The 17,563-nt window shown below is 37.2% G+C and carries 16 protein-coding genes; 15 read left to right on the top strand and 1 reads right to left on the bottom strand.

The window, feature by feature from the left end; translation table 11 throughout:
- Genes pknB through F3D3_RS16430 form a run of 4 tightly spaced genes read left to right on the top strand, consistent with a single transcriptional unit; the run spans position 1 to position 4,221 of the window.
- Entirely contained in the window at positions 1-1,989 is a 1,989-nt protein-coding gene (pknB, locus tag F3D3_RS16415; protein WP_069875536.1) for a Stk1 family PASTA domain-containing Ser/Thr kinase, read from the top strand.
- Positions 1,990-2,003: 14 nt separating this feature from the next.
- Positions 2,004-2,894, top strand: a complete 891-nt coding sequence (rsgA, locus tag F3D3_RS16420; RefSeq protein WP_069875537.1) for a ribosome small subunit-dependent GTPase A — start codon at positions 2,004-2,006, stop codon at positions 2,892-2,894.
- Entirely contained in the window at positions 2,888-3,541 is a 654-nt protein-coding gene (rpe, locus tag F3D3_RS16425) for a ribulose-phosphate 3-epimerase (RefSeq protein WP_069875538.1), read from the top strand. The genes rsgA and rpe overlap by 7 nt, the downstream gene beginning before the upstream one ends.
- Positions 3,538-4,221 (top strand): thiamine diphosphokinase, encoded by a 684-nt coding sequence (locus tag F3D3_RS16430; protein WP_069875539.1) that lies wholly within the window; start codon positions 3,538-3,540, stop codon positions 4,219-4,221. The genes rpe and F3D3_RS16430 overlap by 4 nt, the downstream gene beginning before the upstream one ends.
- 231 nt (positions 4,222-4,452) lie before the next feature.
- On the opposite strand, the gene rpmB is transcribed toward F3D3_RS16430, so the two are convergent.
- Entirely contained in the window at positions 4,453-4,644 is a 192-nt protein-coding gene (gene rpmB, locus F3D3_RS16435) for a 50S ribosomal protein L28 (RefSeq protein ID WP_069875540.1), read from the bottom strand.
- Positions 4,645-4,853: 209 nt separating this feature from the next.
- On the opposite strand from rpmB, the gene F3D3_RS16440 reads away from it, so the two are divergent.
- The 11 genes from F3D3_RS16440 (at position 4,854) to F3D3_RS16490 (ending at position 17,499) form a co-directional block, all read left to right on the top strand.
- Entirely contained in the window at positions 4,854-5,210 is a 357-nt protein-coding gene (locus F3D3_RS16440; RefSeq protein WP_069875541.1) for an Asp23/Gls24 family envelope stress response protein, read from the top strand.
- A 15-nt stretch (positions 5,211-5,225) separates the two neighbouring features.
- The gene (locus F3D3_RS16445; RefSeq protein ID WP_139132126.1) at positions 5,226-6,884 is read left to right on the top strand and encodes a DAK2 domain-containing protein; all 1,659 of its coding nucleotides are present in this window, start codon (positions 5,226-5,228) and stop codon (positions 6,882-6,884) included.
- 91 nt (positions 6,885-6,975) lie between these two features.
- Positions 6,976-8,994 carry an ATP-dependent DNA helicase RecG gene (gene recG / locus F3D3_RS16450; protein ID WP_069875583.1) on the top strand — a complete coding sequence of 673 codons (2,019 nt, stop codon included), beginning with the start codon at positions 6,976-6,978 and terminating at the stop codon, positions 8,992-8,994.
- 30 nt (positions 8,995-9,024) lie between these two features.
- Positions 9,025-9,570 carry a 16S rRNA (guanine(966)-N(2))-methyltransferase RsmD gene (rsmD, locus tag F3D3_RS16455; protein WP_069875542.1) on the top strand — a complete coding sequence of 182 codons (546 nt, stop codon included), beginning with the start codon at positions 9,025-9,027 and terminating at the stop codon, positions 9,568-9,570.
- Between the two features lie 2 nt (positions 9,571-9,572).
- The gene (gene coaD, locus F3D3_RS16460; protein ID WP_069875543.1) at positions 9,573-10,052 is read left to right on the top strand and encodes a pantetheine-phosphate adenylyltransferase; all 480 of its coding nucleotides are present in this window, start codon (positions 9,573-9,575) and stop codon (positions 10,050-10,052) included.
- Positions 10,053-10,055: 3 nt separating this feature from the next.
- Complete coding sequence (locus tag F3D3_RS16465; RefSeq protein WP_069875544.1) at positions 10,056-10,589, top strand: hypothetical protein; 534 nt, start codon at positions 10,056-10,058, stop codon at positions 10,587-10,589.
- A 54-nt stretch (positions 10,590-10,643) separates the two neighbouring features.
- Positions 10,644-11,378 (top strand): oxygen-insensitive NADPH nitroreductase, encoded by a 735-nt coding sequence (gene nfsA, locus F3D3_RS16470; RefSeq protein WP_069875545.1) that lies wholly within the window; start codon positions 10,644-10,646, stop codon positions 11,376-11,378.
- Between the two features lie 126 nt (positions 11,379-11,504).
- A complete protein-coding gene (locus tag F3D3_RS16475; RefSeq protein ID WP_069875546.1) occupies positions 11,505-13,088 on the top strand; it encodes a DUF342 domain-containing protein in 1,584 nt (527 codons plus the stop codon).
- 34 nt (positions 13,089-13,122) lie between these two features.
- Entirely contained in the window at positions 13,123-14,928 is a 1,806-nt protein-coding gene (locus tag F3D3_RS16480; protein ID WP_069875547.1) for a GAF domain-containing protein, read from the top strand.
- Positions 14,929-15,020: 92 nt separating this feature from the next.
- Positions 15,021-15,653 (top strand): hypothetical protein, encoded by a 633-nt coding sequence (locus tag F3D3_RS16485; protein ID WP_069875548.1) that lies wholly within the window; start codon positions 15,021-15,023, stop codon positions 15,651-15,653.
- A gap of 16 nt (positions 15,654-15,669) precedes the next feature.
- Entirely contained in the window at positions 15,670-17,499 is a 1,830-nt protein-coding gene (locus F3D3_RS16490; protein WP_069875549.1) for a diguanylate cyclase, read from the top strand.
- Positions 17,500-17,563 lie beyond the last annotated feature (64 nt).

Genomic DNA, 17,563 nt, shown 5'->3' on the forward strand with positions numbered 1-17,563 from the left:
ATGACGAGTATCATTGGAACTGTTTTAGATAAACGCTATGAGATCATAGAAGTTGTGGGTTCAGGTGGCATGGCCACTGTTTATAGAGCAAAGGATCTCATCTTAAACCGGATGGTGGCGGTTAAAATTTTAAAAAGAGAACTGAGTACTGACGAGGAATTTGTTACGAAGTTTGAAAAAGAGTCGCAATCGGCGGCAAGTCTTTCTCATCCCAATATCGTCAATATTTTTGATGTGGGCTTAGACCAAGGCATGCATTATATCATTATGGAACTTGTAACGGGAAACACACTTCGAGAGTATCTCAATAAAATGAATGGATTTATGAGAGAAGAAGCGGTTATCAATATTTCTTTGCAGATTGCTTCGGCACTTAACAATGCGCATCAAAATAATATTATTCATAGAGATATTAAATCTCAAAATATTCTCGTAAATGAACAAGGCAGTATAAAAGTTGCAGACTTTGGGATTGCAAGAGCCACGACGAAATCAACGATTGTCAACACCAAAGAGGTTGTTGGTTCAGTGCATTACACCTCGCCAGAACAGGCGCGAGGAGGCTTTGTAGATGAGAGAAGCGATATCTACTCGCTGGGCATTTTGATGTATGAACTCGCAACGAAGGAATTGCCTTATGTGGCGGATACACCCGTTGCGGTGGCACTAAAGCACTTGAAAGACGAGATGCCAGATATAAGGCTTGTCAATGAGCAAATAAGTGAAGGGTTAGTTTCGATTATTCACAAAGCAACTCAAAAAGACTTGAATATGAGATATCAATCGGTTGAAGAGCTGATTGAAGATTTGAAGCACGTTAGAAACGACAAACATTATGTGGTTGAGGAGCATATTTATCTAAACGATGAAACCATGGTGCTCCCGAAGATCACAGAGGAAGATATTATGAATCATCAAATGAAGAAACAACAAAATAAAGCTCCAAATGGCAGACCGCAAAATCCTATGCCAAATGGGGGGACCAATAATGTGAAGAAGAAACCGCCTGTCAATAAACTGAACGCAACATTGGTCGTTTTGGCAGCGCTTCTTTTGTCACTACTTGTTTTTTCAATTTTTGCTATCAATAAAATTCAAGATATGTTTAAAACTGAAATGGTGCTAATGCCTTACGTTACAGGTTTAACTTCTGAAGAGGCGATTAGAATTTTAAATGAAAATGGGCTTATAGCAGACACGACAGAAAAGCGGTTTGACAATAATGTTGAGCAAGGTTACGTCATTTCTCAATCGTTGCCAGAAGGTGAGGAACTTAAAGAAGGCTTTACAGTGAGTCTTGTGATCAGCAATGGACCTGTGCTTGCAACGATTCCCAACGTGATGCATCAAACCCTTCAAAAAGCCACTGTAATGATTGAAAATGTCGGGTTGACGATTGGAGAAACTTCTTACGAATTCGATGACTTACCTGTTGGTATGATCATTGAGCAAACGCCTAAGGCGGGCATGCAGATCGGTGAAGGCCAAACGGTTGATGTGGTTGTAAGCCAAGGCGTTAAAATTACCACTGTACTTGTTCCGAACTTGTCTGGAAAAACACTCGCAGAAGCTGAAAAAGAACTCAACGATTTGGGCTTAAAAGTAGGCAAAACTGAAGAACTTTCAAATGCAGAAATTGAGAAAGGGCTTGTCATTTCAAATGAGCAGGTGGGATCAGAAGCCAAGCAAGGTGATTCAGTCAATTTAAGTATTAGTAAGGGCCCTGATGCTACAGGTGCAGAAGTAGATCCATCAACTGGTGTTGAGTTGACTTCAAGACTTTTTGTAATTCCAACAGATACCTTTATCAATGATCCAGAAGCCATAAAAGTGGATATGGTCCAAGGTGAAGTCACAACAGTGGTCTATGAAAAAACGCATACAAAAGATGAAAAAGAGGTCAAATTCACAATAAAAGGTGCTGGTTCTGCGGTGATTAACATCTACTTCAGTGGACAGTTGGTTAGTACACAATACGTTGAGTTCTAAAAAAGGAGTTGTAAATGGATTACGGAATCATCTTTAAAGGAATTGGAGGATTTTACTATGTGAAATTCAATGATTCTATTTACGAATGTAAAGCACGTGGTAAGTTTAAAAATCAAAAGGTGACGCCACTTGTGGGGGACTATGTAAGAATCAGTATTCTTGATGAAGAGAATAAGCTGGGCATGATTGAGGAAATTTACGAGCGTAAAACTGAACTTTTACGTCCAACTGTTGCAAATGTCAATCAAGCCATCATTGTTTTTTCCATAAAAAATCCGCTTCCTAATATGATTCTTTTAGATAAGATGTTGGTCCTTGCGGAGCAGTCAGGGCTTAGTATTATCATATGCTTCAATAAAGCTGATCTCGATGTGGATTTCGATTATGAAAAGTATGAAGCCATTTATCATCGCATAGGTTATCCTGTACTTAAAACCTGTGCCCTTGAAGGTGAAGGCATAGATGAACTGAGTCTTCATCTTAAAGATAAGATCACAGTCTTCTCAGGACCATCAGGCGTGGGGAAATCTTCTCTGCTCAATGCGGTTCATGAAGGGTTCACCTTGCAAACGGGAGAGATTAGTGCCAAGATTAAAAGGGGTAAACATACCACAAGGCATTCTGAACTCATGGCACTCAAAAATGGGGGCATTGTGGTAGACACGCCTGGTTTTACTTCGCTGTCGATGCATGAAGTTGAACCAGAGGACTTAAAAGAGTACTTCCCGGAGTTTAGAATGCAAGAGGAACCCTGTCGTTTTGATAATTGCATGCATCTAAATGAACCCGGCTGTACGGTAAAAGAGGCGGTTGAAAAGGACCTGATTTCAAAGGATCGATATGAAGCTTATCTCTATATATTAAATGAAATTAATGAACTTAAAAGGAGACAAAAAAAATGGTAAAGTTAGCACCGTCAATATTGTCAGCGGATTTTTCAAGACTTTTAGAGCATGTTAAAGAGGTTGAAGATGCAGGGGTAGAGTACCTTCACGTGGATGTCATGGATGGTCATTTTGTACCCAACATATCTTTTGGCGCTCCGGTTTTAATGTCTTTAAAAGGCAAGACAAACCTGTTCGTTGACGTCCATTTGATGATTGAAAATCCAGATCAGTACGTGGAACGTTTTGTGAAAGCGGGTGCAGACTTAATCAATGTTCATGTTGAAGCTTGTCCCCATATTCACAGGACACTCCAGTATATAAAATCATTTGGCGTAAAAGCGGCAGTAGCACTTAATCCAGGAACCCCTCTTTCTAGTATTGAAGAAGTGTTGCCTGATGTGGATATGGTCTTGATTATGTCTGTGAATCCTGGCTTTGGGGGACAACGTTATATTGAATCAATGACTGATAAAATCAAAAGATTGAAGGCTATGATCGATGAAAAGGGCTTTAAAATTGATATTCAAGTGGATGGTGGCATCAATCTCGACAATGTTAAGGCTGTGGTTGATGCAGGTGCAACTATTATTGTAGCGGGATCGGCGATCTTTAATACCGATAGCATTAAAGAAACGGTGCTCGCATTTAGAGATGCCGTAAAATGAGACGAATAGCTTTGGTGGTTCTCAATGGTGCGTATATAGATTATCGTAAATTAAAAGCGATTTTAAAAGAACGCTTTAAAACTCAGAATCCAGAGGTCGTTTTAGGGGTCGATGGTGGGACTAATCATCTTGAATCACTCGGATTAACCCCAACGCATATCTTAGGCGATTTGGATTCTATTGAGCATATTGATGTCTATAAAGAGAAGTTTAAAGAAGCAGAGTGGATTGTATATCCAATAGAAAAAGATTATACGGATTCAGAACTTGCTTTTGAAACTGCTAAATCACTGGGCTGTAATGAACTTGTTGTCATCGGTGCATTTGGAGGCAGATTAGATCATATGTTGGGGACGATTCTTCTTTTAAATCGCTACAGTGATGGCGTGGATATTGAGCTATTGGACTTGCAAAATCAAATTAGATTGATTCAGGGTCCGCTTGTCTATCCTTTGATAAAAAAGGAAATTCCCTATCGATATGTCTCCCTTGTCCCTATATCGAATCAGGTAACAGGGGTTTATCTCGATGGCTTTAAATACCCTTTAAATAACGCCACGATAAAACTGGGGGAAACGATTGGTATTAGCAATGAAGTTTTAAAGGATCATGCTTCGGTTACTTTATCTTCAGGCAAGTTACTGATGATTTTTTCTAGAGATTCTGAAGGTCCGTTCTAGAGCAAGAGAGATCATGTCAATAAAATAAAAAAACAAAAGTAAAGCAAAAGTAAAGCAAAAGCAAAGGTTACTATTACTATTACCTTTGCTTTTGCTTTTGATGCGTTAAAACAAAAGCGCGTACATCGCCGGAATCGTTGTTCAAGCTTGCGTACCTAATGGACACTCTAATTAAGCAAACATAAAAAAAATCACATGGTCTATGACCATATGATTTGCTTTTATGTTTGCTTATACCGCTCTTTCAACTTTACCAGAACGTAAACATCTGCTACATACCTTGATTCTCTTAGTACCGCCGTTGATAGAAGCTTTAACGCTTCTTAAGTTTGGAGACCAAGTTCTTCTATTATGGTTGTTAGCGTGGCTGACAGTATTTCCTGATACTTTACTTTTGCCACAGATTTCGCATGCTCTTGCCATTTATGACACCTCCTTCGAGTGATTACTCTTAACATAACAAACTTATTTTATCAGAGACGGGCGTTTATTTCAAGTCTTAAATACCTTATTTCTAATCTTTTTTGTAATATTTGCAGTAAGAAATGCTTATTTTCTTGATATTGAGCGGATATTACTATAAAATTAGATTAAATGATTGAATACTCTTAAATAAGAAGGAGGGGCATAATATGTCAATCAAAATTCAAAATGAATTAGGCGATGTTTCTATAGATACGGATGTTGTTTCAACCATCGCAGCTTTTGCTGCTATGGAGTGTTATGGTCTTGTAGGCATGACATACAAATCTACAAGAAGTGGGATTGCGAAAATACTAAAAGGTGAGCACCTTTCAAAGGGTGTTGAAGTGAAAGTGGAGGAAGCAGGTGTAATTGTTACTTTATACGTGATTATCCAATTTGGAACCAAGATTTCAGTCGTGGCCGAAAATATCATCGAAAAAGTAAAATACAACGTTGAAAACCTTACTGGATTAAATGTCCTCGAGGTGAATCTTAATATCGAAGGCGTACGCGTTCAAGAGTAACTAGGAGGAATACACGTGGATCAAAAGACAATCAATGCGGATTTGCTTATTAAGATGTTTAAGCAAGGCACATATGAACTCAATAAAAATAAAGACTTGGTGGATTCTCTCAATGTATTTCCCGTACCAGATGGTGATACTGGAACAAATATGTCGTTGACGATGAATTCAGCAATTGAAGTTGTTGTTAAGCAATCCTATGAGACTGTAGAAGAAGTGTCTAAAGCAATCTCTAAAGGATCTTTAATGGGCGCAAGAGGAAACTCTGGCGTTATTTTATCTCAAATATTTAGAGGTTTTGCTAAAGGCTGTAAAGGTAAAACAGAACTAAATTCTATTGATTTGTGCCATGCGGTGAAAGATGCAGCTGATACGGCATACAGTGCTGTGTTAAAACCAGTAGAGGGCACTATTTTAACGGTCATTCGGAAAATTGCTGAAAAGGCGATGGAATATATGGAAGAAGAAGTTGCAATTGATGAGCTTTTACACATCTTGATTAGACGTGGTGAGGAAACTCTTGATAAGACACCAGAGTATCTTGCGGTGTTAAAACAAGCTGGCGTTGTGGATGCTGGTGGTAAAGGTCTTTTATGTATTTTAAACGGCTGTTATGATGCTTTTTTAGGCAAAGAGATGCCACTCGAAGAAGCGAAAACAGCAAATAAAGAAGCACCAGCTCAAAATTTTATGTCAACTGAAGATATTAAATTTGCTTATTGTACAGAGTTCATTATTCAAGGTGATGCGATTCAAGGTGAAGTGCTGAAAGACATTATCGAAAAAATGGGTGATAGTTTTGTGTTTGTTCAAGATGAGGATCTGGTTAAGGTGCATATTCACACGAACAATCCAGGAATCGCGCTTGAAGAAGCACTAAAGCATGGTGTGCTTAAGAAAGTCAAAATAGAAAACATGAAAGAGCAACACAGTAATATTATCGATCATTATCAGGGGCCTCTTGATGAGAGTCTTAAAAAAGAATCCAAAGAACGTGAAGAAGTACTGGCTTATGAGGATGATTATGGCTTTATAGCTGTTTCAATGGGAGACGGGTTTTCATCCATATTTGCGGATCTAGGGATCGTAGGCAAAATACTTGGTGGTCAGACGATGAACCCAAGTACGGAGGATTTTTTAAGGGAAATCGAAAAGTGTCCTTCTAAGCATATTTTTTTGTTCCCCAATAACAGCAATATCATAATGGCAGCAAATCAAGCAAAAACCCTCAGTGAAAAAGAGGTCTATGTAATTCCCACGAAGACCATGGCGCAGTGCATAACAGCAATGCTCAATTTCAATAAAGAAGAAGTGGCTGAAACGAATCATGCGGTTATGACTGAGAGTCTTAATACGGTTAAAACCATTCAGGTAACTTATGCCGTTCGGAATACAACTTTTAACGAGATGGTCATTGAGAAAGATGATTACTTGGCAGTGGCTGATGGAGAAATTAAAGCCTCTGGTAAAGTGCAGACAGACGTCATTATGCGTGCGATCGAAAGTACTGTTGATAAGGCTTCTGAAATTATTTCACTCTATTATGGAGCGGATGTTACAGAAGATGAGGCACTCGCTTTGGCTGCTCTCGTCGAAGAAAAATACAGTGATTTTGAAGTAGAAACGTACAGAGGTGGACAGCCCCTATACTTTTATGTTATTTCGATTGAATAAAAGATACCTTCAGCGCACTCAATCTAATTTGAGTGCGTTTTAGGTTGGTTATAATGAAATTTGCTACATAAGAGGTGATAAAGTGTTTAATATGCCTTTAAACAATTTAAAGGGAATTGGGGATAAAAAAGCGGCAAAATTGAAAAAAATAGGTTTGTCAACTTATAGAGATGTCCTTTATGATTTTCCAGTTAGATATATAGATCGGAGGAAAATTGTCAATATTTCTGAAGCACCGGATCAAGTTCATGTGACAATAAGAGCAAAGGTTCTGAGCATTCGGTTTAAAGTGGTGAATAAATCCAAAAAAGAGATTATGATTTTGGAAGTTATGGATAGTTTTCATCATGGAGAGATTGTATTTTTTTCCCCCCAGTATATTCAATCCTTTTTTAAAACGAATGAGCTTTATTATTTTTTTGGAAAAATTGAAAAAATGGGTGCCCTGTTTAAGATGATGCATCCCGAGTATGCTCGAGCAGATGATAAATTATTTTTGTCTATTTTACCCGTATATGCTTCCACGTTGGGCTTGTATCAATCGGATCTTGTGAGATTACATCAGCAAGTAGCAGGTCTTTTAAGTCCAATTGTCGAAGAGACTTTACCGATGTCAGTAACGGCTCTAGGGAAGCTTTGTACCTTACAAGATGCGCTTTATCAGATTCATCACCCCAAAGATGAACAAACCTTAAAAGTTGCCAGATATCGGTTGATTTATGAAGAGTTGTTCACACTTCAACTCAAACTGATTGTACTTAAAAACAATTATCATAGAGCAAAGGCAGACCGTCTTGAAATGGATCAAGAGGTATCAGACTTTATGACGCATTTGCCTTTCAAGCTCACCAATGCGCAAGTAAAGGCTTTTGAAGACATCAAAGTAGATTTGAAATCTGGGAACTCGATGAACCGTTTGATACAAGGGGATGTTGGATCGGGCAAGACGATACTGGCTTTTTTAACGCTTTTAATGGCACTTAGAAATCAAAAGCAAGGTGTTTTAATGGCACCTACTGCCATATTGGCCAGACAACATTATGAGAGCTTTAAGCAGTATTTTGGTGAAAAATATAAGGTTGAGATTTTAGATTCTGGTGTTTCTGCTAAGGAAAAGAAGCGTGTAAAAGCGGATATTGAACTCGGAACTGTAGATGTTGTCATAGGAACGCATGCTGTGTTGGAAGAAGATGTTCTGTTTAAAGCGTTGGGTGTGGTTATTACCGATGAACAACATCGATTTGGAGTGAGGCAGAGAACCATCGTTTCCCAAAAGGGGGATAATCCACATGTGCTCATAATGTCTGCAACGCCCATCCCACGAACACTTTCTTTGATTCTATATGGTGATATGGATGTGTCTATAGTGGATGAAATGCCTGCAGGCAGAAAACCCATTAAAACACATTTTGTGAGACCGTCAAAACTGGAAGAAATGTATGTCTTCATACGCGAAAAGCTTGAAGCTAGCCGACAAGTTTATTTTGTTTGTCCACTGGTAGAGGATTCAGAGACACTTGATTTAACCTCTGCAACGGCTCACTATGAAGCCCTTAAAGAAAGATTTCATGATTTTAATGTCGGCATTGTGCACGGCAAGATGAAGACTAAAGAAAAAGATTTGATCATGGAATCTTTTAAGCGCAATGAAATTAATATTTTGGTCTCTACAACCGTTATTGAGGTGGGGATCAATGTACCCAACGCCTCTGTTATGGTTATTCTAAATTCTGAAAGATTTGGACTTTCGCAACTCCATCAGCTCAGAGGTAGAGTCGGAAGAGGCGATGAACAATCCTATTGTTTTTTATTAAGTGAAAAATTATCCAAAGATGCTAAGGCTAGAATTGAGACGATGGTTAATGAAACCAGCGGATTTGAAATTGCAGATAAGGACCTTGAACTCAGGGGGTCTGGAGAAGTTTTTGGTGTGAGACAACACGGATTGCCAGAACTTAAATTAGCGGATTTGTCAAAACATAAAAAAATACTTTTAGAAGCGCAAAAACATGTTAAAATAGTAATTGCTGAATATCAGCTTGGAAATACAGAGATGATTCAGTATATTGATAAGCTTAGACTCGAAATAAATGAAACCTTTACTTTGTAAATGGGTATAATAAGACGCGGGAAGTGAAAAATGAGAGTTATTTCAGGTAGCGCAAGAGGCATGGTGCTTGAGACTATAGATGGCCTCGAAACCAGACCAACAACAGATCGTGTTAAAGAGGCTTTGTTTAGCATGATTCAAAATCAAATTTATGGCTCTGTATGCCTTGATTTATTTTCAGGATCGGGTGCGCTTGGGATTGAGCTCATCAGCAGAGGTGCGGATCAAGTTGTCTTTTGTGAAAACAATCCAAAAGCCAAAATGATCATTGGAAAAAATCTGAAAAAGACAAATTTTTTGGAGAAATCTTTACTAAAAGGTGAAGATGTCTATTCATTTTTGTCGACCTATAAGGGGAGCCCTTTCGATATTGTCGTCATGGACCCACCCTATTTGAAAGGTCATATAAAAAAAGGTTTGGCTCACTTGGAAAACTATAATTTACTTTGCGAAAATGGTATAATAGTTGTTGAGCATGACATAAGTGATGTAGACATCTCCGAGCATGAAACCGCTTTTTCTTTAATAAAAACAAAAAAATACGGCAAAATTGGCATTTCAATATATAGGAGGTAAGCGTGAAAATCGCAGTTTATCCAGGAAGTTTTGATCCAGTTACCAAAGGGCATTTGGATATTATAGAACGCGCAAGCAAATTATTTGACCATGTAATTGTCACCGTAATGTTCAATCAAAGTAAAGCACCAATGTTTTCACCAGATGAGCGGATAGCTCTTCTTGAAAAAACCACGTCCCATTTATCCAATGTTTCAGTGGATAAGCATATGGGATTGCTAATTGATTATTTGAAGCTTAAAGAGGCTAGAATTTTGGTTAAAGGTTTAAGGGCGATTTCAGATTTTGAAGCTGAGTTTCAGATGGCAAGTGTAAATCAAAAATTATGTAAAGAGATAGAGACTGTATTTATTATGACCCGAACGGATTATATGTATTTGAGCTCAAGTATCGTAAAAGAGGTTGCAAGTTTTGGTGGGGATATTTCTGATTTTGTAACTGAAGAAGTAAAAAATGCGATATTCAAAAAAATAGGAGGCTAAGAAATGAGCAAAGAGAAATTGGAATTGCGAGTGTTGGAATTACTTGAAGAGTTTGAAGATAAATTGGAGAGTTATCCAACTGTGCCTTTGACTGGTAAAATTTTGGTTGATCGTGATGATTTGCTTAATATTATAAAAGATATCAATGTGATGTTGCCAGATGAATATCAACATGTCAGATGGATTAAGTCTCAAAAAAATCAAATTATGGAGGAAGCCAATAAGCTGGCTGAAGAAATTCTGAGCACTGCCCAAAGGGAAGAGCTCAGAATTTTAGAGCTTGCAAAAAATAAAGAGAGAGAAATGCTGATGGCAGCTGATTCTAGGATGAGAGAACTTATCAATGAACATGAAATCGTCAGATTAGCTGAAAAAAGGGCTCGTGATATTATCAAAGATGCTGAGGGTAAAGCTGAAGATATCCGAGTGGGCTCTTACGATTATGCTGAGGAAATTATGAAAAAAGTGGAATACAACATGGAAAAAATTCTTGCAACCATTAAAGAAAATGTGAATGAACTTGAAGCGTATAAATAAGATTGAAACCTCCTGAGCGGCTCAGTGAGGTTTTTTTGTAAAGGAGAGTGAATCATGAATGAAACATTAAAGTTACTTAAATCACATCAGTCTATAAGAAAATTTAAAGAGGATCCAATCCCAAAAGCTTTTATTGAAGCTATAATTGATGCAGCACAAATGGCCTCGACTTCTAGCTTTTTACAAGCATATAGCATTATTTCAATTGGCGATATGGCTGTTCGAAGTGAGATTGCGCGTTTATCAGGAGATCAAAAATACATTGTAAGTGCACCTACGTTTTTAGTGTTTTGTGCGGATTTGCATCGCTTGAGTTTAGCTTGTAAAAAACAGGGTGTGCCATATGAAAGTGGCTATGCGGAAACGTTTATAGTTGCCACTGTGGACGCTGCTCTTGCAGCTGAAAATACAATTATTGCCGCAGAATCTCTGGGACTGGGGGGCGTTTTTATCGGAGGGATTCGAAATAATCCTAAGCGCATTTCTGAACTGTTAAAATTGCCAGATGAGGTTTATCCGGTTTTTGGGATGTGTTTAGGTTTCCCAGACCATGCTCCTGGCCCAAAGGAAAGATTGCCCAAAAAAGTTGTTTTTCATGAAGAAGTTTATAAAGACGCAGATGAATCCGTAATGGATGCTTATGATGAGCGCATAAGAGCTTATTATATCGAGCGCACTCACGGCAAGAAAAGCGAATCGTGGACGGAATCTATTTCGGAAAAAATCGCGCATGAAACACGAGATCATATGAAATCCTTTTTAGAAAGCAAAGCTTTCAATCGTAAATAGATTTTAAAGTGGATTATTAAATATTTGTTAAAAAAAGACAACAAATAGTGTTAAAAAATTCATAACTTAATTTCAATTGTGATATAATTGTATCAGTATAGATTGATAGAAGAGAGGTGTTTTGGGGTGAATGTTATCTACAAATCAAATGAATTTATATTATTTGAAAAAAATGAACAGGTGTATATACAGGTAATCGCAAATGGGATTACGGTATATCAGTTTAATGATGCCTTAAAGCAGTTGCCTCAGGTCAAAGTGACCTCTTTTACAGATTTGCAAAATGCTCTAAAATCCAAAAGTAGCACGAGTACTCTGATTGGGGTTTTAAAATCACGTGTAGAAATTGAAGTTTCACAAGATGAAATGACTGCATTTGTAAAACTCAATATACCGTCCTCTGAACTCGAATCTTGTAAAGAGCGCATTGTGAGCGAGATTTTAGAACTCTTAAAAGCCCAAGGTGTAAGTAAGGGGATTCAATATGATTACCTTCAAGGTGAACTTTCAAATAGCCGGAAAGTCGAGGTTGCAAAAGGTGTTGCACCTGTTTCTGGAGAGGATTCAAAATATGCTTATTATAAAACGAACGCTAAACAGCCTAAAATAAGCGAGAATGGTGTCACGGATCATTATGAGCTCAACCTGATCAATAATATTAATAAAGGGGAATGGCTTGGTGAAAAAACTCTCCCAAAAGCAGGCATTGACGGTTTAACGGTCAGAGGCAATAAAATTCCAGCGCGCTTTGGACGTGATTACAATTTAAAATATGACCGAAAAACAGTTGAAGAAAAATTTGAAAAAGATAAATTTGTTTTGCGAGCAAAGCAAAATGGTGCTGTCAATTTTGATGGTGAAAAGATTAAAGTTGAAAATCATCTGATTATTTCGGGTGATGTGGATTATGAAACGGGTAATATTAGATTTGATGGCAGTGTAACGATTACTGGAACTGTTCAGGATAAGTTTATTGTAGAGGCCACCGGAGATATAGATATTAAGGGCAAAACTGGCGTTGGTGCGGTTGGCAAGATTATTTCAACACATGGCTCTGTAACGATACAAGGGGGCGTCAATGCTAGAAATGAAGGTAAAATATTTGCAAAAAATTCTATATTTGTTAAATTTGTAAATGAAGGCTATTTAGAAGCTGAAAATGAAATTCATGTGGGATTGTATGCATTTGACAGTTATCTAAAAGCGTCAAAGGTTTTTGTGGATCCTAAAAAGGGTAAAATCGTCGGTGGTGAAATACATGCCAAACATAAAATTGTATCTGGGTCTATTGGCAATATTCAAGAAAGGCAAACGATTGTAAATGTGGAGGGTTTTGAACGCATTGATATTAAAGTGGAACTTGATGCCATGAAGCTAAAGTTTCAAGATTTACTTTCTTCAGCCAATAGGATGAAGCGAAAACTTGAGATATTTGAAACCAATATGGATCGTCTTGAGGATAGAGCCAAAAATACTTATGAGGCTTTGGTTCAAAACTATCAGACGTTATTAGATGATCTTGATTTCTTGTCAAGAAAGGCAGAAAAACTTGAAGATATTCTCAGAACACGGGGAGAAGGCGAAATCAAAATTCATCAAACCATTTATCCCAAAACAATGATGGAGCTGAAAACACTTCAAAGACAAATTGTTGAGACTATGAATTGTTCGTTTTATGTCAAAGATAATCGCATTCATCTTGTGGACTGAGTTTGAAAACCATCTTTACAAATAGGGAGGTCTTATGATTGATGGCACTAAAAATGATTATGAATCTCTACTGAGTAGTATAGATTTTTTTTCGCAAAACCTTCATATTGAACAAATTGTAGAATATGGATTTAGTATTTTTAACGCGTTAGAAAAGCCAGAGGCTTCTGCAATTTACACTTATGATGAGGCGGGTTCTCAATTCACCGTAAAATTTAAACAGGGCTACTTAATTCAGTTGCCTGTAATTTATAAAAATCATAAGCATGACGATTTTGCCGTTAGAAATGGATTTTTGCTCGTCGATAGAGCAGTGCAAACTCGATATTTTGATGAAAGTATGTTAGATAATGCTTCGGTTTCAAAAGTCATGCCACTCATTATTGATGACCAGTTGTATGGCTTTATTATAAGTACAGATGGATCGGTGGGTGCTGCGCTGGGATTTGAGTTCATAACGCGATTTAATTATCTTATGAATTTGTCTCTGGAGAAAGCCTCTCGATACTTAGAAAGAGCGAAGTTGAAGCAAGAAATCGATAAACGTATATTTAATTTAAATTCGATGTCTCAATCGATGAGGATGTTGCTTTCAGAATTGGATGTTAAAAATATACTGCAATTAAGTGTTGATGTTATTCGTGAAATTACAACGAGTTCGATAACCAGTATAGGCATTTATGATCCGGTTGAGGACACGATAAAGATTCAATCCTATGAAAATCTTTTGAGCAGTTATAAACACGATGATGTCTTTAAGCTCAAAGATGAGATGCCTTTTGAGAATCAAGTGGTATTTCAGTATGATCAAGATAAAGATAAACTTTCAGAAATTTTTGTTGAGGCTTCAAAATTCGAGCTTCTAGCTGCGGAGTACGTGGTGTTGTTGGTAAAAGATCGCATCTTAGGATTTGTGACGATAGGAAAACCGATGACGGATAGACGCTATGATACGGGTTTGCTAGAGCGTATTAAGGATATAGCTTCCATCATGTACATTGCAATTACAAATGCAAGTCAGTTTGAAGTCATTACAGAACAAAAAGAACAATTAAGGTTACAACTTAGTGTTTTAAAAAATACAAATCGAATTATTAAAAATATGAATTCGGCTGAATCGATGGATGAGCTCTCAGACATGATTTTGACGACAATGAGTTTAACCTTTGGCATTGAATCTGGCATGCTGGTCACTTTTCATGGCGAACAAGAGCAAATCAGGGGCTATGTTGGTGAGTTGTTGGAAACCAATACGGCTCAATTGATGGCGTTGATCAAGCGGCAGATACCGAGTGAGATTCAGATTCATTACACTATAAATGAGATAAAAAAAGCCTATGGGGATGCATTATTAAATTTGCATTCAGGGATCAATTGTTTTATCATTGCGCCGATTTATATCAATCAGTTTATTGAAGAACCCATGGGCGTTTTAGTTATAACCAAAACAAAACAGCGACTTCATGAAACACAAGTTTCAATGGTAGAAATACTTGCGAACAGTGTAGGACCTGTCATGGGACAATTGCTCCATAGAGAACTCTATGAAAGTCACTATATACCAAGACCCGAATATGAAATCAAAAGAATATATGATCAATATTTATTGGAATCGGAGCTCTATAGTTTAGATTTTCAAGTGTATATTAAGAAAATCAGTTGGATGCCTTTTGTTGAACCAGATTTATCTGCCTATGTGGCTTATGATTATATCTTGATGAACACTTTGGTTATTATTTTTTCAGCAGAGGCAATAGAACCTTCACTTTATGATGAGGTGACCTGTGTTAATCCTGAATTTGAAGCGGTAAAATCAACCCTTATAATGTTGGCAATATAACCTTCGCTCAATGTCAAGAAGATTCAAAAGAGATAAGATCGTGATGAATATTCATGTTCTGCTATAAAAAAAATTTAAGGGAGGATATTAAAATGGTAAGAGAAATATCGTATTCGGACATTAAAGGCAGTTTAAAAACAGGAGATTTAATGTTGTTCCATGGTGAAGAACCCTCTAGCAAGCTCATTGAAATTATTGAATGGTCTTACTGGTCACATGTGGGTATGGTGATTATCCCAGAAGACATTGGTTTGACAGGTAAAGAACCCTTGATTTTAGAAGCGACTTCTTCAGGAGATGGGATTGAAGATGTCATCAACAAAGCGCCAAAAGAGGGTGGTGTAATGCTCATTTCTTTAGAAGAACGGTTAAATGTAGATATTTCAAATCGTTATGATACACATTTCAAAGTGAAATACATAAATCGAACTTTGAATGTTGTTGAACTTGAACAGTTAAAAGCTTTTATTTATGAAGCTCATGACAAAAAATTTCCGAATGATAAGGAGCTCTTTAAATATTATCTTGAGGGTAGGCATTATAATGAACCCATGCCCGATAATATGGCTTTTTGTAGCCAATTAGTGGCAGAGACCTTTATGGCACTAGGTCTTCTGTCTAAGCGATATGTTTCTAATGGTTACTGTCCAAACGATTTTAATGAAGATAAAGATTTGCCTATTTTAAAACCTTTTTACATTCTTGATGGCGCTCGACTAAAATAAATAAGGAAACGATCAAATGAAGCAAAAACATTTTTTATTGGTACTGGCTTTTATAGCGATTCTAATATTGGCTTATTATCTGAATGCGGATCATAAAATGGAGACTCCTGTTCCTGTGAAGGGGTATCTCGATTTAAGAGAGTGGTCATTTGAAGAAGATGGGATGGTTTCTTTAAGTGGGGAGTGGGCATTTTATTTTGATGATTTCCTAGAGCCTGACTTGGATAAGGCACATATGCCTAAGGCTCAATATGTTTTATTGCCAAGTAATAAAAATACAATGAATCAAGTAAAGCCATTTGATGAAAATCAATTTTACGGGACAATGAGACTTGTTATTGATCTTCCTAAAAATCAACAAATTTATGGATTGAAAAGTGATATTGTGCTCAGTGCCTATGAACTCTATATTAATGACAATTTTATGGGCAGTGTTGGACAAGTTGGGACTAATAAAGCAACGTCGCAACCTTCATACAAGATTTTGAATAGCTATTTTCAGCCAGAACAGAACCGAGTTGAGCTTCTGTATCATACGTCTGATTTTTACTTTGAAGATTGTGCAATAACGGCACCTCAAATTGGGTTGGCGGATCAGATTGTAAGGGAATCTAAGATTGGTATTGGGCGAGATTTGTTTCTCTTTGGCATGTTGCTGACAATGGGGCTTTATCACATTGGGCTCTATGTGATTCGCAAAAAAGATCGCGGTCCTTTTTATTTTGGCGTTTTTTGCTTAACGTTTGGACTTCGACTGCTGATTGTGGGCGAGAGAATATTGCCGTCAACAGTTGCCTTTGACTTCACGATCTATTCAAGAATGGCATATGCCACTGTTTTTATAGGCGTTGGTGCGCTGTTTGCATTTTTGTATTTTACTTTTAATGAGCTTTTTCCAAGAGGGTACTTAAAGGGAAGCCTTTATTTAACGATTCTATCACTTGTAATTGCTTTTTTAGCGCCTTTTATGTATATCGATTTATGGATTATCCCCTATGCCGTTATAGGCTTTAGCCTCATGGGTTATGCCATTTTCAGACTGATTATTGGTGTTAAAAAGGGGACTGCTTTTACAGGATGGGTTTTAGTGAGTTTTATCTGTATCGTCTTGACTTTTTTGAACGATTTTATTTATGAAATAACATTATCAAACCGTGCTTCGATGATTCCGATAGGGATGACGGTGTTTATTATGACTCAAGCTTATACGCTTTCCGCTAAATTTTCAAAAGCATTTGCAAGTGTTGAGAAATTATCGAGTGAAAAGGAAGCGCTTTTTTTAGAAATGAAACATGTCAATGCCAATCTTGAAAATATTGTTGAGAATAGAACTAGAGATTTGAGAGAAGCACTTGCAGAAATGGATTTGATGTCAAAGACAGATTACCTGACAAAATTGCCAAATCGGCGATTTATGTTTCAAAAAATTGAAGCGTTGGTTCAAAGTGAACAAGATTTTTTTGTCGCAATTGCGGATATTGATAAATTTAAGATTGTCAATGATACCTATGGGCATGATAAAGGCGATGTTATTTTACAAGACCTCTCTGAACGGTTGAGTAAAGCTATTGGCGATAGTGGATTTGTAGGGAGATGGGGTGGAGAAGAGTTTATGATGGTCTTCTATGGTTCAGATCCTGTCAGAGTATTGCGAATAGCTAATGTAATAAGAGAATCCATTGCTTCAAAATATAATATTAGTATTCATTCACCAGTTACAATAACAATCGGCCTCTGTGCTTATAGTGAAGGGATTACGCTTGATGCTGTGATCGCAAATGCAGATAAAGCGCTTTATGAAGGAAAATTAGGTGGTCGAAATCAGTGTAGACTTTATAGACTGTAATCAAGGTGAATGAGCAGAGTTTTGATCTGTATGTGATAATTTGTATGTGGTAAGATGCAAAAAA

This window comes from Fusibacter sp. 3D3, assembly GCF_001748365.1.
Lineage (GTDB): Bacteria > Bacillota > Clostridia > Peptostreptococcales > Acidaminobacteraceae > Fusibacter_A.